Source organism: Paenibacillus sp. ICGEB2008 (assembly GCF_000307675.1).
Classification (GTDB): Bacteria; Bacillota; Bacilli; order Paenibacillales; family Paenibacillaceae; genus Paenibacillus; species Paenibacillus polymyxa.
The window spans coordinates 1-25,952 of the sequence record NZ_AMQU01000010.1 but is presented as its reverse complement, the minus strand read 5'-3'; the positions used below and the strand labels follow the sequence as shown (position 1 = coordinate 25,952).

Sequence of the window (25,952 nt, the reverse complement as noted above, 5' to 3'; positions counted from 1 at the left end):
CGGGAGGATATTCACATCACGGAAATAGGAGTGAAATGAGATGAATAACATGCAGTTATTTGATTTAACGAATGCGCAAAAGCGTATATGGTATACCGAATTACTCTATCCAGATACATCCGTGTCACAGCTATCCGGTACAGCCAAGATGAAGGGTCACATCAATATCGCTGCCTTCATGCAGTCCATCAATTTGATTATCAAACAGTATGATGCGTTCCGCATTCGTATTACTTCAGTGGATGGAGTGCCCCAGCAGTATGTCGTTCCTTATGAAGAAAGACAGTTGGAGTGCTTGGATCTTACTCATATCGATAGTATTTCCGAGGTGGAAGCCTTACTTGAGCAGCACAAAAGCAAACCTCTGCCATTGCTGGACTCTGAACTCTTCCAGTTTTTGATTGTGAAGATTAGTGAGGAAGAGTATTGGATTAATATCAAAATGCATCATATTATTTCTGACGGGATCTCTATGGTGGTTTATGGAAATCAACTGACAGCCTTTTATATGGATTTAATTCAAGGAAATGAACCTAAGCTGAGCGATGATTGCTCTTATATTGAATATATTGCAGATGAGAACGCATATGAGCTTTCTGACAGGTACCAAAAGGATAAGGCATACTGGCTGGATAAGTTTTCTGACTTGCCTGAGCTGACAGGTTGGAAGTCATATAATCCATTATCGCTAAGTACCCAAGCTGTTCGAGAACATTTTACTGTGCCGGAGACGCTATATAACGAGCTACAGGCATTTTGCCAACAAAATAGGATTTCTCTGTTCCAATTCTTCATGGGTGCGATGTATATCTACATACACAAAGTGACGAATCAGCCGGATGTGGTGATCGGTACCTCGTTCGCTAACCGGGGGAACAAGAAAGAGAAGCAAAAGATCGGTATGTTTGTCAGCACGGCTGCCGCCAGAACATACGTTGACAAGGATGTAGAGGTGTTAAGCTTCCTGCAGGAAGTAGCCAGGGACCAAATGTCAGTCTTGCGGCATCAGAAATATCCATACAATCAGTTAATTCAGGATCTTAGAGAAATGCACGGCAACAAGGATATTCAGCGGCTTTTTGGTGTTTCCATGGAATACCGCCTTATCAACTGGGTTGACTTGGATGACGTGCGCATTTTGACGGATTATGATTTTTGCGGCGATGAAGTGAATGATTTCGTGCTTCATATCGTGGAAATCTTGGATGAAGGCGAGCTTGTACTGGATATCGATTATCGGACAGAGCTGTTCGAACGCAGTGAAGTAACGGACATGGTGTCCCAGCTGCTTACGATCGCCGAGCAGATCATTCATACACCGCAGCTTTCCATTGCAGAAGTAAATCTATTGGGAGAAGCAGAAGAGCAATCCATTCTGGCTCTTTCGGAAGGCGATGTAGTGGATTACCCGCGTGATAAGACCATTCATGGCTTATTCGAGGAACAAGCTGAGCGCACGCCGGACCACGTAGCTGTTCAGATGGGCGAGCAGAGCATTACATACCTAGCTCTAAATGAGCAGGCTAACCAGCTTGCGAGATATTTGCGCACCGAAGGCGTTGGTGCAGATGTACTCGTGGGGATTATGGCGGATCGTTCCCTAGATATGGTCGTCGGCATGTTGGCGGTTTTGAAGGCAGGAGGGGCCTATGTGCCAATTGATCCTGAATATCCTGAAGAACGCATTCGTTACATGCTAGAGGATTCAGGAGTCCGTCTATTGCTCACCCAAAGCCATCTATGGGAGAGTACCATTTTTGACGGAAAGCTTGTGAGTTTGGACGAAGCGGCAACGTATACAGGAGATGCTTCTAATCTGGAGAGCATTTCGGGACCGAGCCATTTGGCCTATGTTATCTACACATCGGGTACAACTGGCAAGCCGAAGGGAACGCTGATCGAGCACAAAAATGTAGTTCGCCTGCTCTTTAACGATAACAATTTATTTGATTTCAGTTCCCAGGATACATGGACGCTATTCCATTCGTTCTGCTTCGATTTCTCTGTTTGGGAGATGTATGGAGCGCTTCTTTACGGAGGAAAACTGGTAATTGTCCCATCCCTTACAGCCAAGAGTCCGGCAGCTTTCTTAGAGCTGTTGAGGGACAATCAAGTCACTATTTTGAACCAGACGCCAACATACTTTTATCAGGTTATACAGGAAGAATTGGCACAATCGTCCACAGAACTTAGCCTTAGAAAAATTATTTTTGGCGGAGAGGCTTTGAGCCCATCTCTTCTTAAAAACTGGCGGGCAAAGTATCCTGATGTGCAGCTGATTAATATGTACGGAATTACGGAAACGACGGTTCATGTCACTTACAAGGAAATCACAGAACATGAGATAGAAGCAGGCAAAAGCAATATTGGTAGAACCATTCCAACGCTTAGCGCTTATATTTTTGATGAGCACAGACGCTTGCAGCCTGTCGGGGTTCCGGGAGAGCTATACATTGCGGGGGATGGTCTTGCCCGTGGGTATTTGAACCGGCCAGATTTGACGGCTGAGAAATTTGTAGAACATCCGTATCGAGCGGGAGAACGCCTGTACCGAACTGGGGACCTGGCTCGCTGGTTGCCTGACGGCAATATTGAATATTTGGGCCGGATCGATCATCAGGTCAAAATTCGCGGCTACCGAATTGAGCTGGGCGAGGTCGAAGCCCAAATTCTCAAAGCTCCGGGCGTACGGGAAACGATTGTCCTCGCCCGGGACGACGAACAGGGACAAAAATTGCTGTGCGCCTACTATGTAGCCTCCAGCGATCTTTCGCCAGGGGAATTGCGGTCTCAGCTGGCAACGGAATTACCAGCTTACATGATTCCCTCTTATTTTGTTCGGTTGGAGCAAATGCCGCTTACACCTAATGGCAAGCTGGATCGCCGCGCGTTGCCGGCTCCTGAGGGTAGCGTACAATCCGGCGAGGATTATCTGGCTCCAAGAACTGCAGTGGAAGCACAGCTGGTGCTTATTTGGCAGGATATCCTGGGAGCTGCCCGCGTTGGCGTCCACGATAATTTCTTTGAGATCGGTGGTCACTCTTTGCGGGCAACATTGCTCGTTACGCGGATTCGCAAAGAGCTGGGATGCAGCATTTCGCTGCGTGAAGTATTTCAATCGCCTACGGTTGAATCCCTGGCGCGACTGGTGAAGGAACGCATTCCAACCGTGTACGAGTCCATTCCACAGGCTGAAGAAAGCGAAGCATACCCAGTGTCCTCAGCGCAAAAGAGGTTATACGTGCTGAGACAGATGGATGGGGGAGAGCTCAGCTACAATATGCCAGGTGCCTTCACCGTGGACGGACCGTTGGATCGCGTGCGGCTGGAGTCTGCGTTCAAGGCACTGATCCAGCGCCATGAATCGCTGAGAACTGGCTTTTATATGCGGGATGGAGAGCTTGTTCAGCATGTGCATAAGGATGTTCCGTTCACGTTGGGCTACACAGAGGCTTCAGCGGAGGAGACGGATACGCTCATTCACAGCTTTACCCGTGCCTTTGATCTGAGCCAGGCTCCATTGCTTCGTGTTAGCTTAGTGAAGCTGCAGGAGGAGCATCATCTGTTGCTGTTTGATATGCACCACATCATTTCAGATGGGGTTTCCATTCAAATACTAGTGGAGGAACTCACGCAATTATATCAAGGAGAACAACTACCAGAACTGCATATTCAATACAAGGATTATGCGGTATGGCAACGGGAACAGTCGGCAAGAGAATGGCAAGATCTTGAAGCGTATTGGCTGCAAACCTTTGAAGGAGAGTTGCCGGTATTGGATTTGCCTACGGACTTCCAGCGCCCTTCGGTTCGGAGCTTCGAGGGTAGCCGTATTGATTTTACATTGGACGAGTCTGGCAATAAGGCGATACAAGAGCTTGCATCCCGTACAGGTACTACACTGTATATGGTATTGCTGGCCGCTTATTCGGTGCTGCTGCACAAATATACAGGGCAGAAGGACATCGTCGTAGGTTCTCCAGTAGCCGGCAGACCACAAGCGGAGCTTGAGGGCATCATTGGTATGTTTGTCAATACACTGGCTTTGCGCAGCTACCCGGCAGGAGAAAAAACCTTTCAGAATTATCTTCTGGAAGTCAAGGAAACAGCGCTCAAGGCGTTCGAGCATCAGGATTACCCTTTTGAGAAATTGGTCGAAAAACTGGGCGTAGGACGTGATGTCAGCCGCAATCCGCTCTTTGACACCCTGTTGGTATTACAAAATACGGAGCAGGAAGAGCAAGACATGGATGGCGTGCACTTTACTCCTTACCCGATGGACACAGTTACAGCCAAATTTGACCTGTCCCTCAATGTAGAGGAGAAGGGCGCTGAACTAGCCTTTGGCCTCGAATATAGTACAGCTTTGTATCGGCGGGAAACTGTAGAGCGACTGGCCACGCACTTGCTCCGGGTTCTGCATGCAGTCGCGGCCAATCCTCAGTTGCAACTGGCTGAGATTGAAATGATTACACCGGAGGAGAAAGTACAGATCATTGAAGTATTCAACGCGACAGCTACTCCTTATCCAAGGGATAAGACCATTCATGAATTGTTCGCGGAACAAGTCAAGCATACACCAGAGCAGACGGCGTTGGTATTCGGCGATGTCCGGTTAACATACCTTGAGTTGGAAGACAAGGCGAGCCGCTTGGCCCAAACACTGCGTCGTTTGGGGACGCTAAGGGAGCAACCGGTGGCTATTATGGGCGGACGGAGTATCGAGATGGTGGTTGGTATGCTCGCCGTGCTTCAGGCTGGTGGAGCCTATGTGCCAATCGATCCTGATTACCCGGAAGATCGGGTTCGTTATATGCTCGAAGATTCCAATGCCAAGCTACTACTGGTACAAAAGGGCGAGCTTATAAATGTAGACTACGGTATACCGATTGTTGACCTCAGCAGTGAAGAGGCTTATGCATCTGATCCTGTCCAAGCTGAGGAGACAGTTCAGGGACCACAGGGACTCGCTTATGTTATCTATACCTCGGGTACGACAGGTAGACCGAAGGGCGTTATGGTTGAACATCGGAACGTGGTCCGTCTGGTCAAAGAAACAAATTATGTGGAGCTGAACGAATCCACGCGAATTTTGCAGACAGGAGCCGTGGCCTTCGATGCCTCGACCTTTGAGATATGGGGAGCGTTGCTTAACGGCGGACAGCTTTATTTCGTAGAGAACGACGATATCCTGATTGCCGATCGGCTCAAAGCAGCTATTGCCAAATACGGAATTACGACCATGTGGCTTACTTCACCGCTTTTCAATCAGCTTTCACTGCAGGATGAGTACCTGTTCAGAGGATTGAAAGCATTGCTGGTGGGCGGTGACGTACTGTCCATATCTCATATAAACCGTGTCATCGAGGCTAATCCTGGTCTTGTCCCTATCAATGGCTATGGTCCGACAGAGAATACGACCTTCTCCACCACCTACAAGATTCCGGGTCGTGCTGAAGGGGGCGTGCCGATTGGGCGCCCGATTAGTAACTCGACCGCTTATGTGGTCAATGGATCGCTGCAATTACAGCCCATTGGTGCTTGGGGCGAGCTGATTGTCGGTGGTGAAGGTGTAGCGCGCGGATACCTCAATCGTCCTGACCTCACAGCAGAAAAATTTGTCCCTAGTCCTGTTAAGGAAGGGGAACGCTGCTATCGAACTGGTGATTTGGTTCGCTGGCTTCCAGATGGGAACCTGGAATTTAAGGGAAGAATTGATGAGCAGGTCAAAATACGCGGTTACCGTATCGAACTCCCCGAAATCGAGGCTCAATTAGCCAAGGTGGAGTCAGTAGTTGAAGCCGTGGTCGTCGTTCGTGCGGATGAGCTTGGAGAGAAGCAGCTTTGCGCTTATTATGTGGCAGATCGTACGCTCACGGCAGGCGAAGTACGCCTTGCCCTATCGCAGGTACTTCCGGGCTACATGATGCCATCCTACTTTATCCAGATGGATCGAATGCCATTAACGTCGAACGGAAAAGTGGACCGCAGATCTCTGCCAGCTCCGCAAGTAGGTGCGCATACAGGACGGAAGTATACAGCTCCTCGTACACCGGCTGAGGAAGCTTTGGCATCTGTCTGGCAAGGAGTGCTGGGTGCCGAACAGGTGGGGATCCATGACAATTTCTTTGAATTGGGTGGAGACTCTATCAAGGCCATTCAGGTGTCGTCACGGTTACTGCAAGCTGGTTATCGGTTAGAGATGAAGCAACTGTTCAAATCCCCAACCATTGCCGAGCTAGGTGCAGAAATACAAACAGCCGTGCATATGGCTGAGCAGGGAGTTGTGCGTGGAGCGGCTCGCTTGACTCCAGTCCAGCAGTGGTTCTTTGGGCGGAAGCAGACAGAGCCCCATCACTTCAATCAAGCAGTTATGCTGTACCGTGAACAGGGATTTGAGGAAACGGCCTTGCATCAAGTGCTGAGAAAATTGGCAGAGCATCATGATGCCCTTCGCATGGCTTTTCGTCAGACCGAGCAGGGCTACGAGGCTTGGAACCGTGATCTTGGAGAAGGAGAGCTGTATAGCCTGATCACTGCTGATTTACGGAGCGAATCTAATCCGGTTGCAGCCATTACAACGCTGTCGGATGACATCCAGCGCAGCATCAATCTGGCAGAAGGTCCACTGATGAAGTTAGGGCTTTTCCATTGTCAGGATGGAGACCACCTCCTGATCGTGATCCATCATTTAGTGGTGGACGGAGTATCCTGGCGGATTTTGTTCGAGGACTTCGCAGCAGGCTATGAACAGGTGATCCAAGGACAAGCACTGACCTTTCCGCAGAAAACGGATTCCTTCCGTGATTGGGGAGACGCTATTGCTCGTTATTCGGAAGGACCAGAAATCGAGGTGCATCGGGCGTATTGGAGCAAGCTTGGGGATCAGCCACTAGAGCAGTTGCCGAAGGATGAGGCTGTGGAAAGCCTTTTATTGCAGGATAGCGAAGTGGTGACAGCACAATGGACGGTAGAAGAAACCGATCAACTGCTGAGAAAAGCCCATCGTGCTTACCAAACGGAGACGAACGATCTGCTATTGACTGCTCTAGGCATGGCGGTATCCAAATGGTCTGGTATTGGAAAGATCGCTGTGAATCTTGAGGGGCACGGTCGTGAGCCGATTATACCGAATATCGATATTACCCGTACTGTTGGCTGGTTTACAAGCCAATACCCAGTCATTTTAGACTTGGGAAATGATCTTGAGTTGTCAGCCTTAATCAAATCAGTGAAAGAAGAGCTGCGCCGTATTCCGAATAAAGGTATCGGATATGGGTTGCTCAAAACGATGGCGAGTCAGGAGGACGCAGACAGTTTCAATTTGCAGCCTGAAATTTCTTTTAACTATCTGGGGCAGTTTGATCAGGATTTGCAAGGAAGCTCGTTGCAGGTTTCTCCTTATCCGACCGGAAGCGCGCAAAGCCTGTTGGGAGAGCCAGCCTATACGCTAGATATTAATGGCATGGTGACAGACGGAGCCTTGACTCTGACGATGAGTTATAACGGAAAACAGTATAAGTCATCTACAATGAAACAGCTCGCTGGATATATTGAAGAAAGCCTACGGCAGCTTCTTCAGCATTGTGTAACCCAGGAAAGAACTGTATTGACACCAAGCGATGTGCTTGCCAAGGGGCTGAGCATTGCTGATCTGGAGGAGCTTTCTAAGCAGACCAGCCACATAGGCGATATTGAGAATGTATACAGCCTGACGCCGATGCAGAAGGGCATGCTGTTTCATGATATGTTCGAGCCGCATACAGGTGCTTATTTTGAGCAGGCCGCCTTTGACTTTAAGGGTAGTTTTGATCCGACCGCTTTCGGACATAGTCTGGATGCAGTGGTGGAGCGTCATGCCATTCTGCGCACGAACTTCTACAGTGGTTGGGGCAGTGAGCCTTTACAAGTCGTATTTCGGCACAGAGGCGCCAAACTGGTGTATGAAGACCTGCGTGAGATGAATGCACCGCAGCGTGAAGCTTACCTAAAGACATTTGCCGCTGAGGACAAAGCACAGGGCTTCAACCTGTCTGAAGATGAGCTTCTCCGTGTATCGATTTTGCAAACAGATGAAGAGAGCTTCCGTCTCTTGTGGAGCTTTCACCATATCGTCATGGATGGATGGTGTGTTCCATTAATTACACAGGAGGTGTTTGAACACTATTTTGCCCTCCTGGAAGGAAGAGAGCCTCAGCTGGCAGAGGTCCAGCCGTATAGCCGATATATTGAATGGCTGGAACAGCAGGATGAAGCAGCTGCGGCCGACTATTGGAGCCGATATCTGGCCGGTTATGAGCAACAGACGCTTTTACCTCAAGTCGGTGGAGCAGTCAAAGGAGAAGGCTATGTAGCAGAAAAGCTGAACTATCCTGTCAGCAGGGAATTGACTGAACGTCTGGAAAAGGTGGCCAGAGATGCTCATGTCACGATGAATATATTGCTGCAGTCCATCTGGGGCGTTGCGCTTCAACGCTATAACGGTAGTCGGGATGTTGTATACGGAAGTGTAGTGTCAGGCAGACCGGCTGAAATTCCGGGAATTGACCGGATGATCGGTTTGTTCATTAATACAATTCCAGTTCGTGTGAAGACGGAAGAACATCTCCCCTTCACAGTCCTGATGAAGCAACAGCAGGAGCAATATATGGCTTCTCATATGTATGACACCTACCCGTTGTTTGAAATTCAGGCTCAGACGGACCAAAAGCAGGATCTAATCTCACATATTATGGTATTTGAGAATTATCCTGTGGAAGAGGAAGTAGAGCGTCTAGGAGATGGCGAGGCTGCCTTTGAGATTGAGGAAGCGGAGCTTCTTGAACAAACGAATTACGATTTTAACTTAATTGTTCTACCGGGCAAAGAGATGAGATTGTTGTTCCAATACAATGCGCTCGTCTATGATTCAGCCACGATTGAACAAATCAAGGGTCACTTGTTTCACCTCATGGAACAAATTGTGGAGAATCCTGCAATTTCCGTGGATGCTCTGGAATTGGTTACGCCGCAGGAGAGAGAACAGATTCTGAGCGTATGGGGAGAAACGGAAGCCAGCTCCAAACACCGTACCACGTTTCACGGGCTGTTAGAGGAACAGGCGGCTCGAACGCCGGACGCGACTGCCATTCTGTTTGAGAACGAGATGCTGACCTATGCCGAGCTGAACGCAAAAGCCAATGGATTGGCGAGAAGACTGCGTGCTGAGGGAATCAAGACGGGAGACCTAGTGGGGCTGCTTGTTGAACGGTCAACGGATATGATCGTTGGGATGTACGGCATTATGAAAGCCGGGGGCGCCTACGTTCCAATGGATCCAGAGTATCCGAAAGAGCGAATCAACTACATGCTCGAAGATTCGGGGACGAAGATGATCCTTACCCAAGCGCATCTTTTGGAGCATATAGGCTGGATGGGAAATGTCCTGTTGCTGGAAGAACCGTCGACCTATGATGCCGATGAATCGAATTTGAAGGATACGGCCGACTCTGATGATCTGGCTTACGTGATCTATACCTCAGGCACGACGGGTCAGCCTAAAGGCGTATTAGTGGAACACCGCGGACTACGAAATTTGTCGGACGTATATCGGGGACTCTTCGAAGTTACACCGCAGGATCGGATCGTTCAGTTTGCAAGTCTGTCGTTCGATGCATCGGTTTCCGAGATTATAACGGCACTGAGCCACGGGGCTACTCTATGCATTCCTTCTACGCAAGATATTTTAGATCATGCCCTGTTCGAGCAGTTCATGAACAGCAAGGCAATTACGATAGCGACTCTGCCACCAGCTTACATTATTCACCTTGAGCCGGAGCGCCTGCCAGCACTGCGATGCCTGCTAACCGCCGGATCGGCCACATCGGTCGAGTTGATCGAAAAATGGAGGAAGCACGTACAGTACTTCAATGGCTATGGCCCAACAGAGGATTCTGTATGCACCACAATGTGGACGGTCCCGGACAGTGAAGAAACGATGGAACGGGTGTCCATTGGACAACCCATTGCTAACCATCGTGTGTATATCTTGGATGACCATTTCAGAGTGCTGCCTGTCGGCGTAGCTGGAGAGCTATGCATTTCAGGTATCGGGTTAGCCCGGGGCTATCATAACCAGCCTGCGTTAATGGATGAGAAGTTCGTGGACAATCCGTTTACTCCAGGAGAGCGTATGTATCGGACGGGTGATTTGGTTCGTTGGTTACCAGATGGAACTATCGAGTACTTAGGCCGAATAGATCACCAAGTCAAAATTCGTGGCTATCGGATCGAGCTGGGCGAGGTCGAAGCACACATGCTCAGAGTGCCGTTCGTTCAGGAAGTCGTGGCCTTGGCTGTGGAAAGTGAGGATGGCTACAAAGATCTAGTCGCTTACTTTGTAGCTGCTCAGAAGCTTGAGGTATCGGAGCTCCGGGCAGTTCTGTCGGAGATGTTACCTGGATATATGATCCCTTCCCGCTTCGTACAACTGGAGGACATGCCTCTGACGTCGAACGGAAAAATAGATCGAAAAGCGCTGCAGGGAGAGCAAGGATGGGCAGTTGCTTCATCTGAGGCTCCACAGACACCTGTAGAAATTCAATTAGCCGAAATCTGGCAAGAGGTGCTGGGTGTAGAGAGCGCGGGAGTAAAGGATAATTTCTTCCATTTTGGAGGCCATTCACTGCGTGCAGCTCTGCTAGTCTCACGAATTCGTAAGGAGATGAACCGCGAGATTAGCCTAAGAGAAGTGTTCGAGTCGCCTACCATTGAAGGCTTGGCTCGTGCCATTGAGGGCTATACACCGCTGAATTTTGAAGAAATTCCTACAGCGGGAGCGCGAGAGCACTACCCATTGTCCTCAGCCCAAAAGCGGCTGTTTATCCTTAGCCAGCTGGAAGGCGGAGAGCTGAGCTACAATATGCCAGGTATCCTTACGGTTGAGGGAGCCCTGAATCGGGAACGACTGGAGCAGGCATTCCGACGTCTGATTCATCGTCATGGTTCACTGCGCACCCGTTTTGTGACGGTTAACGGTGAACCTGTACAGCAGATCCTACCGGATGTTCCGTTTACGGTGGAATATGCGGAGTTGAGCGAGACAGAGGCAGAAGCTGCCCTTCAGCAGTTTGTTCATCCTTTTGACCTTGGCGAAGCACCATTGCTGCGGGTAGGTCTCATTCGAATTGCACACGAGCGCCATTTACTGTTGTTCGATATGCATCATATTGTCTCGGATGGGGTTTCTATGAATATTCTCATAGAAGAGTTCCTTCACTTCTACCAAGAAGAGGACGTATTGCCTGCGTTGCAGATCCAGTACACGGACTATGCGGTATGGCAGCAAGAGCAGCTCGGAAGCGAGCGTCTCAAAGCCCAGGAAGCTTACTGGCTGGATGCATTCCGCGGAAGCTTGCCAGTGCTGGATTTGCCAGTAGATGAAGTTCGTCCTGCGGTACGAAGCTTTGCGGGAGATCGGATTGACTTTCAGATTGATGCTTCTCTGAGCGCTTCACTCCAGGAGCTGGCTACCCGAACAGGTTCTACGCTGTTCATGGTGCTGCTGGCAGCCTATACGACGCTCTTGCACAAGTACACGGGGCAGGAAGATGTCATTGTCGGTTCACCAGTGGCGGGAAGATCCCATGCCACACTCGAGGGCCTTATCGGTATGTTCGTAGGCACAGTGGCACTGCGTACTTATCCAGAGGGCGAAAAGTCTTTCGAGGCTTTTTTGAAGGAAGTGAAGGAAACAGCACTGCGGGCCTATGAAAACCAGGATTATCCGTTCGAGGAGCTGGTAGAGAAGCTGGAGCTTCAGCGTGACCTGAGTCGTAACCCACTATTTGATACTATGTTTGTTCTGCAAAATATCGAGCAGGGAGAACAAGAAATAGAGGGATTGCGTTTCACTCCTTACGATCAGGGCCATCCTGCTGCCAAGTTCGACCTCACGCTGACAGTGAGTGAAGCGGATGGGGCATTGAACTGCACGTTGGAATACGCGACTGCAATCTACAAGCGGGAGACCGCTGAGCGGATGGCAGGCCACTTTGTACAGCTTATTCAGGAAGCTATCGCCAATCCGGGATTGTCGTTGTCATCCCTTGATATCGTGACACCGCAGGAAAAGTCGATGCTGATGAAAGATGCGGACGAAGCCAAAGCAGATTATCCTCGTGACCAAACGATTCATGCACTGTTCGAGGAACAGGCTGTCCGTAATCCGGATGCAGCAGCGGTCGTATGTGAAGAGGCAACCTTGTCCTATAGCGAGCTGAATGAGCGGGCCAATGGACTTGCCAGAACGCTCCGCGAGCGTGGTCTGCAACCAGACGGTTTGGTTGGAATCATGGCGGATCGTTCCCTTGAAATGGTCGTTGGGATTTTGGCCATCTTGAAGGCAGGCGGGGCTTATGTCCCTGTCGACCCTGAATATCCGGAGGACCGCATTCGCTTTATGCTTGAGGATTCGGGAGCCAAGCTGCTGCTGACACAAGCGCATCTGGAGACACGTATCTCCTTCACCGGGGACATCGTTAATCTGGACGAGGCGGCTTCCTACAAGGAAGATGTCTCAAATCTGGAGCCTACGGCTGGACCGAATCATCTTGCCTACGTTATCTACACATCGGGTACGACAGGCAAGCCAAAGGGAACGCTGATCGAGCACAAAAATGTAGTCCGCTTGCTCTTTAATGATAAAAATATGTTTGATTTCGGTCCTCAGGATACGTGGACGCTGTTCCATTCATTCTGTTTCGACTTCTCCGTATGGGAGATGTACGGGGCATTGCTGAACGGAGGTCGTCTGGTCATCGTTCCATCGCTTACTGCGAAGAGCCCAGAGCGTTTCTTGCAGTTGCTTAAGGACCAGAAGGTTACCGTGTTGAACCAGACGCCAACATACTTCTATCAGTTACTACAAGAAGAACTTAGTCATCGCGCGGCAGAATTGAGTCTTCGCATGATTATCTTCGGCGGGGAGGCATTAAGCCCGGCCTTGCTCAAGGACTGGAGAGCGAAATATCCGCAAGTGCAGCTCATCAACATGTATGGCATCACGGAAACGACCGTGCATGTAACGTATAAGGAAATTACGGAACTGGAAATTGGACAGGGCCGCAGCAATATCGGTATACCGATTCCGACACTACGTGCGTACATTCTGGATGAACAACGCCGTCCACAACCGATTGGCATTCCGGGTGAACTCTATGTGGCGGGCGAAGGCCTGGCGCGTGGCTACCTGAACCGACCGGAATTGACGGCAGAGAAGTTTGTAGCTCATCCGTTTGAAGCGGGCGAGCGCATGTACCGCTCAGGTGACTTGGCACGCTGGTTGCCGGATGGCAGCATGGAGTATTTGGGACGGATTGACCATCAGGTTAAAATCCGTGGTTACCGTATCGAACTAGGAGAAGTGGAGGCGAAGTTGCTCCATGCTCCGTCTGTGAGGGAGGCCGTTGTGCTTGCCCGGGAGGATGGAAGTGGACAAAAAGTACTGGTGGGCTATTTCACTGCCGATCAGATGCTGACAGTAGGCGAATTGAGAAAAGCCTTGGCTGCTGAGCTGCCGGCTTATATGATTCCGTCTTACTTCATGCAATTGGAACAGATGCCGTTGACACCAAATGGTAAGCTGGATCGCAAAGCACTTCCAGCTCCTGAGACCAATGTGCAGACTGGAGCGGTTTATGAAGCGCCGAGGAACGCAGCTGAGGAAGCTTTGGCTTCTGTATGGCAAGGTGTGTTAGGAGCACAGCAGGTCGGCATCCATGATCACTTCTTCGATCTGGGTGGTGACTCCATCAAGGCGATTCAGGTGTCCTCTAGATTGTTCCAATTAGGATATAAATTAGAGATGAAGGATCTCTTCAAATATCCGACAATTGCTGAGCTAAGCCCGTATCTTCAAGTAGCCGGACGCACAGCAGAGCAGGGTGAAATCAAAGGTGCAGCGGAGTTAATGCCAATTCAGCGCTGGTTCTTTGAACGTCACACAGCGGAGCCACATCATTACAATCATGCTGTCATGCTCCATCGGAAAGACGGCTTTGATGAGGCTGCACTCCGGTTGACAATGGACCAAGTTGCGATTCATCATGACGCGCTACGTATGGTTTTCCGGTCTACAGAAGCTGGATATGCAGCTTGGAATCGGGGAATTGACGAAGGCGAACGCTACACATTGGACATCGTCGATATGAGACAGGTAGAAGACCAGGCAGCTGCTGTTCAAGCCCAGGCCGATGCCATCCAGGCAAGCTTCCACTTGGAAGACGGCCCTCTGTTCAAGCTAGGCTTGTTCCATTGTAATGATGGCGATCATTTGTTGATTGTCATTCATCACCTCTTGGTTGACGGCGTATCCTGGCGCATCCTGTTTGAAGACATTGCAACAGGATACGAGCAGGCGTTGAATGGACAAGCGATTGTTCTTCCGCAAAAGACCGATTCGTATCTTGTATGGTCCGAGCAAGCGGCGAAATATGCAGCAGGCCCTGCCCTGGACGAGGAACGTTCATACTGGCAGCAGATTGAGGAGACGATGCTGGCTCCACTGCCAAAGGATGAGGATCAGGAACCGGGCACCATTCGGGATACCGAGTCGGTTACGGTAACGTGGTCTGCTGAAGAAACAGACCTGCTGTTGCGACAAGCAAACCGGGCTTATCATACGGAGACGAATGATTTGCTCTTGACTGCGCTGGGAGCAGCTATTCAGCGCTGGACAGGCATGGAACAGATTTTGGTTAACCTTGAAGGGCATGGCCGGGAAATGATCGTACCAGATCTGGATATTACCCGTACCGTGGGCTGGTTCACCACCCAATACCCTGTTCTGCTGAACGTGCAAGGTGGGCAGGAAGTATCTGCCCAAATCAAGCGCATCAAGGAGAATTTGCGAGAGGTTCCGCACAAAGGCATCGGCTACGGTTTGCTGAAGTATATGGCACCGGAAAAAGGTACTCGATTCAGCGTAGAACCGGAAGTTTCCTTCAACTACCTTGGACAGTTTGATCAGGATTTGGAAGGCAATGCTCTTAGCCTGTCTACACATTCAGTCGGTAAGGCGCTCAGTGATCACACACCACAGCAATATGCTCTGGATGTGAATGGCATGATTGCCGAAGGCCAGCTATCACTGACGATTACGTACAGCAACAGGCAGTACCGTAAGGAGACGGTAAGTCATTTTGCTGAATTATTACAGTCAAGTCTTAGCGAGGTCATCCAGCATTGTGTGACTCAGGAGCGTTCGCAGCTTACGCCGAGTGATGTTCTGTTCCAAGGACTGACCCTGGAGCAGCTTGATCGACTCACAGCCCAAACGGCCCATATTGGAGAGATTGAGGATGTGTACAAGCTAACGGCAATGCAGAAGGGCATGCTCTTCCACAGCTTGCTGGAGCCGGACTCCTCTTCATACTTTGAGCAGGCAACGTTTGAGCTACGTGGCAGCTTCGATGTAGATATCTTCTTCGAGAGCTTCCAGGCTTTGGCGCAACGACATGCCATATTGCGTACCGGCTTTTACAACAATATCGCTGATGTACCGCTGCAAGTTGTCTTTAAGCAACGGCCAATCCCTCTGAACTACGTAGATTTGCGTGCCGGTACGTTGCAGGAGCAAGAAGCCCAAATTCAGGCTTATACTACTGAAGATATGGCTAAGGGATTCAGCTTGTCAGAAGATCCGCTGATGCGAGTGACTGTTTTGCAAAAGGAACAAAGCTGCCTTGTATTGTGGAGCTTCCATCATATTGTCATGGATGGCTGGTGCATCCCGATTATTACACAGGAGCTGTTCGATTATTATTCTGCCCTGCGTCAGCAAGTACAGCCTGTACTACCACCGGCTCAGCCCTACAGCCGTTATATAGAATGGCTTGATGCACAGGACGATCAAGAGTCTTCAACATATTGGAGCCAATATCTCGAAGACTATGACGGTAATACTGTATTGCCGGAAGCTAAAACGAAATCTCAAGCTAAAGTAGAGGGTTACGTTCTGAATGAGCATGTTCTCCATTTGGGCGCGTCCTTGACCCATAAAATGGATGTTGTCGCGAAGCGCAATCATGTGACCGTCAACACACTCATGCAGACAGCCTGGGGCCTGATTCTCCAACATTACAATGCCAGCTCCGATGTTGTTTTCGGTGGCGTTGTATCAGGTAGACCTGCTGAGATCGCGGGGATCGAGAATATGGTGGGTCTGTTTATTAATACAGTACCTATCCGCGTACAGACATCCAAAGACGAGGCCTTTGTCGATGTGATGAAACGTACACAAGCACATTCGTTGGCTGGTCGTGCCTACGACACCTATCCGCTGTATGAGATTCAGGGGAAAACAAGCCAAAAGCAAGACCTGATTTCTCATATTATGATCTTTGAAAATTATCCGCTCGACGAACAGGTAGAACAGTCGGGTAATCACACAGAGGACAATCTCGAAGTCGCCAACTTCGCCATGTTTGAGCAAACCAACTATGACTTTAACCTCGTTGTCATTCCAGGCGAGGACATTAAGGTCTGCATTCGCTACAACGCTTCGGTCTACGAGCAAGAAAGCATTGCGCGAATGGGAGGACATTTGTTGCAAATGCTCGATCAGGTAGCTACTCGTCCGCAAGCGACGATACAGGAGCTGGAGATTGTAACACCGGAGGAACGGACGAAGCTGCTTGACTGGGGTGGCAAGGCTCATGCCTATCCAAGTGATCAGGGTCTGCATACCTTGTTTGAGGAACAGGTTGTCCGTACGCCAGATAATATCGCAGCAGTAAGCGGCGATATCCAGATCACGTATCGGGAGTTGAACGAGCGGGCGAACAGACTGGCTTCGACCTTGATAGACCAGGGACTGCGGAGTGAACAAGTAGTGGGTCTGTTGGCGGATCGGTCAGTGGAACTGCTGGTTGCCATCATGGGTGTACTCAAAGCGGGCGGAGCCTATGTACCTATTGATCCTGAATATCCGCAGGAGCGGATTCAGTATATTCTGAAGGACTCCGGCGCTGAGATTCTGCTCACACAGAGCCACCTGACGAAGCTGGCCTCCTTTGAGGGAATGGTTATGGAATTGGATTCTCCGCACATCTACGGAACCGGAGTGGATAATCCTAATATTCCTGTAAGAGGAAACGACCTAGTGTATTTAATCTATACCTCAGGTACAACAGGGAATCCGAAGGGAACCATGATTAACCATAAAGGGATCGTGAACTACATCTGGTGGGCCAATAAGGTCTATTGTGCAGGGCAACCAACGGACTTCCCGCTGTACTCATCCATTTCGTTTGACTTGACGATGACATCAATGTTTACTCCGTTAATAAACGGAGGAATAGTACGGATTTATGATGGTATAGATAAGGCAGAGGTCGTTCAGCATATTTTGCGCGAAAATGCGGTCGATATTCTCAAGCTGACGCCGACGCATCTCAGTCTCATAAAAGACATGACCATTCCAGCGGAGAGTCGTATTCAGCAGCTTATTGTGGGTGGAGAGAATCTGACCACTCATTTGTCCAAAACGATTACCGATCTCTTTGGCGGCAACATCAAAATTTACAATGAATACGGCCCAACCGAAACCGTCGTTGGCTGCATGATTCACCTGTACGATCCTGCGAAGGATACACGGGAATCTGTACCGATTGGATTGCCGTCCGACAACATATACATTCATATCCTGGATGAACAGCTTCGTCTTGTACCGTTAGGTGTGGAGGGCGAAATGTACATCGCCGGGGACGGAGTAGCCCGTGGATACCTGAATCGTCCAGATCTTACCGCAGAAAAATTCATTAGGGATCCGTTCGCTGCGGAAGGAAATATGTATCGGACCGGAGATTTGGCTCGTCGCCTTCCTAATGGAGACATTGAGTACATTGGGCGTATTGACCATCAAGTTAAAATACGGGGCTATCGTATTGAGCTCGGTGAGATTGAGGCCAAGTTGCTGGATATGCCACTTGTGGAGGAAGCTCTCGTTGTTGCGTGGGCAGACGCCAATGGACAGAAGTCTCTATGTGCTTACTTTGTAGCTGATCGGGAAATGTCTGTCAGCGAGCTGAGAAATGAACTGTCTGCCGAACTGCCTGCATATATGATTCCGTCTTACTTTGTCCAAATGGACGTAATGCCTTTGACACCAAATGGCAAGCTGGATCGTAAGGCACTGCCTGAACCAAACTTGGGTGTGAAAGCAGGAGCCGCCTTTGCTGCTCCGCGGACGGATGTGGAGAATATTTTGGCTTCGATTTGGCAAGGTGTGCTCGGCGTACCGCTTGTTGGCATACATGATAATTTCTTTGAACTTGGAGGCGACTCGATCAAATCGATTCAGGTTTCATCAAGACTTCTCCACGCAGGCTACAAACTGGAAATGAAGAATTTATTCAGCTATCCAACAATTGCGGAACTGGCTCAGCGTGTTAGCGCAGTCAGCCGAATTGCAGATCAGGGCGAGGTACACGGAACGGTAAAACTGGGACCTGCCCAGCGCAGATTTTTCGAAGAGCAGTCAAAGGATCTACATCACTTTAATCAGTCGGTCATGCTGTACCGACGCGAAGGCTTTAATACCGATGCGCTCGCCAAGGTTATTCAAAAAATTGCAGAACACCATGATGCGCTGCGACTGGTATTCCGCCAAGGAGAGCACGGAGTAGAAGCGTGGAACCGCAGTTTGGGCGAAGGTGAGCTGTATAGCCTCCAAATCCACGATTTGCAGGATGAAAAAGACCCGGCTTTGGCAATAGAAGCTGGTGCAGAAGCCATTCAGCGCAGCATCTCTCTGGAGGATGGACCGCTCTTTAGACTAGGTTTGTTCCGTTGTGCGGAAGGCGAACATTTGTTGATCGTTATTCATCATTTAGCTGTGGATGGCGTATCCTGGCGTATTCTCTTTGAGGACTTGCAGGAAGGCTACGAACAAGCAGCACGTGGAGAAGCGGTCAAGCTCCCACAAAAGACGGATTCGTACCGGGCATGGGTTGATGGGATCACGCAATACGCCAACAGCCCGGCGGCTGAACAAGAACGCAGCTTTTGGGCAGAGGTGGAAGGAAAGGGATTTGCCCTTCTTCCAAAAGACAAGGTAGACGGCGCTCTTCTCATAAAAGACACCGAGGCTGTTACGGTAACATGGTCGCCAGAAGAGACAGAGCAGTTCCTGAAAGAGGCGAATCGCGCTTACAATACGGAAGTTAACGATCTGCTCTTGACGGCCCTAGGTATGGCTGTTCACGAGTGGACAGGGATCGAACGTGTAGGCATCGTGCTGGAAGGACATGGACGGGAGCCTGTTGTACCGGAATTAGATATCACTCGCACAATAGGCTGGTTTACAAGTCAGTATCCTGTCGCCCTTGAGATGGGAGGCGAAATGGAGATCGGCGCCAGAATCAAGCGTATTAAGGAAGGCCTGCGTCGTATCCCGAACAAAGGTGTAGGATATGGTATTTTGAAATATTTGAGTGACGTATCCACTGGCTCCTCCTTCTCGGCAGAACCGGAGATTACCTTCAACTACCTGGGGCAGTTTGACCAGGATCTTGCAGAAGGAACGATGGAGGTGTCCCCTTACTCGGCAGGGTCTGAGGTCAGTGAGGAGATGGTGCAGCATCAGGCCTTGAATATTAATGGACTGATTACCGAAGGACAGCTTCAGCTTTCGGTCAGCTATAACCATCAACAATTCCATGTGGATTCGGTAGAAAAGTTTGCCGGTATCTTGAAGGAACGTCTCAGTGAAGTCATTGGACACTGTGCAGGCAAGGATAGAACCGAGCTTACACCAAGCGATGTACTCCTCAACGATATCAGCTTGGAGGAAATCGAGGAGCTGGAAGAGCAGACACGGCACATCGGTAGCATTGAAAATGTGTATAAACTGACACCGATGCAAAAGGGAATGCTGTTCCACAGCTTGCTGGAGCCTCATTCAGAGGTCTACTTTGAGCAGGCCACATTTGAAATTCAGGGAGTATTCTATCCTGAGGATTTCAAACGCAGCTTACAGCATCTGATGAAACGGCATGCCATACTGAGAACGAATTTCCATGCTGGATGGGGCGACTTCCCTATACAGATTGTGTTCAAAGAAAGAGCATGCGATTTCGTATACGAGGAATTGCATGAGCTGGAACCGGGCGAAATGGAAACGCGTCTTGCAGCTTATATGGACCAGGACAAAGCGAGAGGTTTTGATCTGACGAATGAAGCCTTGCTGCGTGTTGCTATTCTACGTACTGCAAAAGAGCACTACCATCTATTGTGGAGCTCTCATCACATCATTTTGGATGGCTGGTGTATGCCTCTTGTGCTCCAGGAAGTGTTTGAAACGTACGGAGCTCTGCGTGAGCAAAGGGAGCCTGAACTTCCTGTAGCAGCATCGTACAGCCAGTACATTCAATGGTTAGAGAAACAAGGCGAGGAAGAGGCATCCTCCTACTGGAGAGGGTATCTGGAAGGCTACGAGCAGCAGACGAAGCTGCCACAGGCCATCACACAGCCATCGGCAAAAGCAGAAGCCTACGTGTCGGAGAAGCTGGTATTCACGTTGGATGCAGATTTGACTGAGCGCTTGGAACAAGTGGCCAAACAGCATCAAGTGACGATGAACACGCTGATGCAAGCTGCTTGGGGAATCGTATTGCAACGCTACAATAGAAGTCAGGATGTCGTCTTCGGAAGTGTGGTTTCGGGGAGACCTGCCGAGATTCCAGGCATCGAAAGCATGATCGGTCTCTTCATTAATACAGTTCCAGTTCGAGTTCAGGCCGAAGGAAGCGAAACGTTCTCTCATGTGATGAAGAGACAGCAGGAATTATATTTGGCTGGGCATGCTTATGATTCCTATCCGCTCTATGAGATTCAGGCACAGAGCGAACAAAAGCAAGATTTGATTTCCCATATCATGGTATTTGAGAATTACCCGGTAGAAGAGCATATGGAAGAGAAAATTGCCAATGATGAGGCTGAATACAAAATTACGGATGTTCAGATGTTTGAACAGACAAATTATGATTTTAACCTCATTGTGCTGCCGGGACGTAGTCTGGAGTTCTTGTATCGTTATAATGCCCGTGTCTATGACCGGGAGAGCGTGGAACGGATTCAAGGGCACTTGACGAAAATTCTGACAAACGTATCTGTACAACCTGCTATCCGTATTGATGAGCTGGAGCTGATAACGCCAGAAGAGAAATCACAAATTATAGAGGTATGGGGAGACACAGCAGCTCCTTATCCGCGTGAGAAGACCCTTCACGGCATATTTGAGGAAAAAGCTGCACTCACACCGGATCATACAGCACTTATTTTCGGCGAAACGGAGCTTACCTACGGAGAACTTCATCAGCAGGCCAACCGCCTCGCACGTACGCTCCGCGCGCAAGGGGTCAGACCAGATCAGCCAGTCGGCATCATGGTCGAGCGTTCGCTTGAGATGATCATAGGTATCCATGCCATTCTAAAAGCGGGCGGCGCTTATGTTCCGATTGATCCGGAATTCCCTGAGGATCGTATTCACCACATGCTGGAGGATTCGGGAGCGAAGCTTCTGCTGACGAAGAGCCATCTCAAGGATCGTTTCCCATTCACTGGCACGATCCTGGCACTGGATGATCCGCAGGCGTATCATGCGGATGACTCCAATCTGGAGCCAATTGCAGGACCAGAACATCTGGCGTATATCATTTACACGTCGGGTTCAACCGGCAAGCCGAAAGGTGTAATGATTGAGCATCGCTCCGCCGTCCATACACTGAGTCAGTTGGAAGCTGAATATCCTATGTTGGCAGGTGACCGATTCCTGCTCAAAACGACATTCACCTTTGACTTCTCCGTACCGGAGCTGTTCTGTTGGTTCTTTGGACAGGGGACGCTCGTGATCCTACCGCAGGGCGTGGACAAAGATCCGGTCGCACTGCTGGAGGCTGTGGATGCGAACCGAATCACGCATCTTAATTTGGTACCTTCGATGCTCAGTGTGCTCGTTCAATATTTGAAAGAAAGCAGTACCCAAGGATTCCTTACTCTGAAATATCTGTTTGCCTGCGGCGAGACGCTGCCTGCCAAACTTGTGGAAGAGTACTATAAAGTGTCTCCTTATGCCGTACTGGAGAACATCTACGGTCCTACGGAGGCGGCTGTATATGCGACTCGATATACAACGAGTCGTGAGACTGCGACTCTAACGCATGTGCCTATCGGCAAACCGTACGCTAACGTCCAAGTATGGATGATGGATAGCGCTTCTCAGGTATCCCCAGTAGGTGTGCCGGGGGAACTCTGCATTGCAGGTGAAGGGGTAGCGAGAGGGTATTTCAATCAGCCGGAACTGACAGCAGAGAAGTTCATTCCTCATCCGTACAAGTCGGGTGAACGGATTTACCGAACGGGCGATTTGGCTCGGTGGTTGCCTGACGGGAATATTGAGTACTTGGGACGGATTGATCACCAGGTAAAAATCCGCGGTTACCGCATTGAGCTGGGAGAAGTGGAAGCACAAATTCTGAAGGTACCATCGGTGCAGGAAGCGGTTGTTCTAGCACTGGCTGACTCCAGCGAAAGTACTCAGCTTTGTGCATACTTTGTGGCCGAGGAGGCGCTCGCAGCGGGCGTACTACGCGAGGCACTGGCCAGCGAGCTGCCAAGCTACATGATTCCATCTGCTTTCGTGCAGTTGGGGCAAATGCCGCTGAATCCGAATGGCAAATTGGATCGCAAAGCGCTACCGGCACCGGAAACACTTCTGCGGAGCACAGCCGAGTATATCGCGCCGCGTACGCAGACAGAAGTAGAGCTCGCTCAGATTTGGTCCGAGGTGCTCGGAGTACAGGAAATCGGGATCAGGGATCAATTCTTCGAACTTGGCGGTCATTCCCTGAAAGTATTGGGCTTGATCCAAAGGATCTCGTCCAGTATGGGTGTTCATCTCCCACTTCAAGCCGTATTTAATCTGCCGACTGTGGAAGAAATGGCGCATGAAATTTTCAAGCTGCAGGCAACAACTGCTGCCGATGAACAAGAAATGGAAATTATCCACTTCCCAGGGAAAGGAACGCTTAAAGTATTTTGCTTCCCTCCTCGGGTAGGTCACTCTCTGGGGTACTATGAGATGGCCAAGGAGCTGGATGGGCTTTGCGAGGTGTATGGGATGGAATTTATCGGCGACCGTTTCCAGGGTCAAGATATGTTGGATCGATACATCGATGCCATCGTAGATATTCAAGCAGAGGGTCCATATATATTCTTGGGATACTCACTTGGAGGAAATCTTGCCTTTGAGGTAGCTAAAGCCATGGAAAGCCGAGGTTACCATGTTGGGGACATTATTATGGTAGATGCTATGAGAAAGATGTCCAAGGATGAATCGACACCTGAGGAGCTTGAAGAGATTGTCGAGACGGTGCTGGACAGCATTAGGGAGCAGTACAAAGCATTCCTGGCCGATCCAGCCGACAGGGAGCGAGTCATGGACAAAATGTTGGTTTACTCCAGCTACCGCGATGAGCTTATTAACGCAGGTGAAGTTCATGCGAATATCCATGCTATGATTGCAGAGGATGATAGTGTTGGTCCGGATACATCATTAGATAAATTGTTATGGCAACAGGCAACACTTGGCCAATACAAAGAATACGGGGTCATCGGAACGCACGATGTGCTGCTTGATTCCGGTTTTGTTGGGGAGAATGCTAAAGTACTGAGACAGATACTTGGTAAAATTGCAGAAGCCTCATCTAAAAACAAGCCTATTTTGTCTTAATATCAATCAACCAGAATAGTAGTGAGCAACAAAGACGCCCGGGTTCCTTTATAAAGGAACCCGGGCGTCCTTTTTATTTTATGAAATCCGCAACATGCAGAGAGTAGTGCCCTTAATGATCAGTGTTTGTTTTAGCAATGGTTGACCGAGAATAATGGATATTGGAGATGAGATCACGGATGACTTGAATGACGAGCTCAGGTTGATCATGGATAATCATATGTTCGCTCTTTTTGGCGACAATAAGCTTGCTGTTGTTAGAGATGTGGAGCATCTCGCGCTGCCCGATTTGCCAGCTTTGTTCGATCTGATCATTTCCACGCTTACTTATACCGAACTGAGTCAAATTTTGCTGAATGCCTCGGGCAATTACGCGTACAGGGAGGTTGCCCAAATGCTGGCCGCGTATGGCATCTTCGGTAGTGCTCGCCAGATCACCCTCCTCGGCAACAGAGCGAAAGTACTTGGGGGAAGCAACAATGTTCACGAAAGATTTTCTATCTCGATACTCCACCCGACCGTTTAGCATTAAGTTGGGGAACAGACGAAAAGCCCCCGATCTTTCTAGGAGAATGGATATGAGCGGCGAGGGATTGACCTTAGGCCGTTCTTTGGCATAGATCTTATTTGTCCGCCGGGCATCATTCTCAGGCCTAGCATCCACCAGAACCAATCCTGCGACTTCGTCTCTGTACGTCTGTGCATAGAGTCTTGAGTACATCCCCCCGAGGGAATGGCCTACAAGGATATATGGAGCTTGGATGTCTGCATTTTTTAGAGCGGTATGAAGCTCCCGAACGATGTTTTCGCCGGTACGTGGAGTATTTGCCTCTTCGCTCCATGCATAGCCTGCCCGATCATAGGATACAACGGTGGCAAAGGATGATAGCTTCTCGGGAATATCTCTCCAAGAAAGGCTACTTTCCCCGCTCCCTGATTCAAGCACTATCGTTGGAGAGCCGGCACCCATTTTATGAATATGGAGACGATAACCTCCAGCGTCGACCATTCTCCCCAGAGGAGGATGTTGCGACTTATCATGTTTGGATGCAATCCACTCATACACAAATCCAGAGATAACGACAAGCAGTAAGCAGGAGATAACCCAAAACACAACTTTCGTCCAGGTCAGCCTTCGTTGTTTCATATAACATCTACTCCTCTATAAGGTCATTATTCAATTCACAACATCTATTTCATATGAGGTAAAATTGCTTTGGTGTGGTTGGGCCATGATGAACTTTCATGTAAACATTAAGTTGGAATTCCGTAGTATCTACCTTTTCACTATTAAAGGCTGAGGGGAATGGCGCGGGCGTTCCTTATCATTTATACCCATCCTTTGTTTGTCAAATCATCAATATTAAAGAAAAAATGAATATACAATCTAGGAACCATTTGAACAAAAGCCTAGGGCCCAGCTACAAACATATAGGTGTGAAAACAATTTAATAAAAAAAACTTGCATTTAAAAATCCAGAATGATATACTCTAATTCCGGCCAAGAAGACATAGTAGTTGCGAGCGAGAGATACAAAAAAATGTTTTAAAAAATGCTTGCAAAGTTGGTTCGGAAGTGATATGATATAAGAGTTGATGAGGCGATGAGTTGATTCAACGAAAGAAATGTTTGATCTTTGAAAACTGAACAACGAGTGAGTAAACTGATTTTGTTCGCAAAATCAAACAAAGAGATATTTTATCTCGTCAGTTTCAAAATGAGCTAATCGCTCTTTCTATAACCAGCTTCGGCTGGTCTTTAATGGAGAGTTTGATCCTGGCTCAGGACGAACGCTGGCGGCGTGCCTAATACATGCAAGTCGAGCGGGGTTAGTTAGAAGCTTGCTTCTAACTAACCTAGCGGCGGACGGGTGAGTAACACGTAGGCAACCTGCCCACAAGACAGGGATAACTACCGGAAACGGTAGCTAATACCCGATACATCCTTTTCCTGCATGGGAGAAGGAGGAAAGGCGGAGCAATCTGTCACTTGTGGATGGGCCTGCGGCGCATTAGCTAGTTGGTGGGGTAAAGGCCTACCAAGGCGACGATGCGTAGCCGACCTGAGAGGGTGATCGGCCACACTGGGACTGAGACACGGCCCAGACTCCTACGGGAGGCAGCAGTAGGGAATCTTCCGCAATGGGCGAAAGCCTGACGGAGCAACGCCGCGTGAGTGATG

The 25,952-nt window shown here is 49.3% G+C and carries 2 protein-coding genes and 1 rRNA gene; 2 read left to right on the top strand and 1 reads right to left on the bottom strand.

The genetic code is table 11. The annotated features are described in order from the left end of the window. Positions 1–40: 40 nt before the first annotated feature. Entirely contained in the window at positions 41–23,770 is a 23,730-nt protein-coding gene (locus C400_RS0111195) for a non-ribosomal peptide synthase/polyketide synthase (RefSeq protein ID WP_017427039.1), read from the top strand. A gap of 112 nt (positions 23,771–23,882) precedes the next feature. Here C400_RS0111195 and C400_RS0111190 read toward each other — a convergent pair whose 3' ends face one another. After that, positions 23,883–24,917 carry an alpha/beta hydrolase gene (locus C400_RS0111190; RefSeq protein ID WP_016818884.1) on the bottom strand — a complete coding sequence of 345 codons (1,035 nt, stop codon included), beginning with the start codon at positions 24,915–24,917 and terminating at the stop codon, positions 23,883–23,885. Positions 24,918–25,529: 612 nt separating this feature from the next. Between C400_RS0111190 and C400_RS0111185 the strand changes: the two genes are divergently transcribed. After that, positions 25,530–25,952: ribosomal RNA gene (locus C400_RS0111185) — 16S ribosomal RNA — on the top strand; the annotation flags it as partial.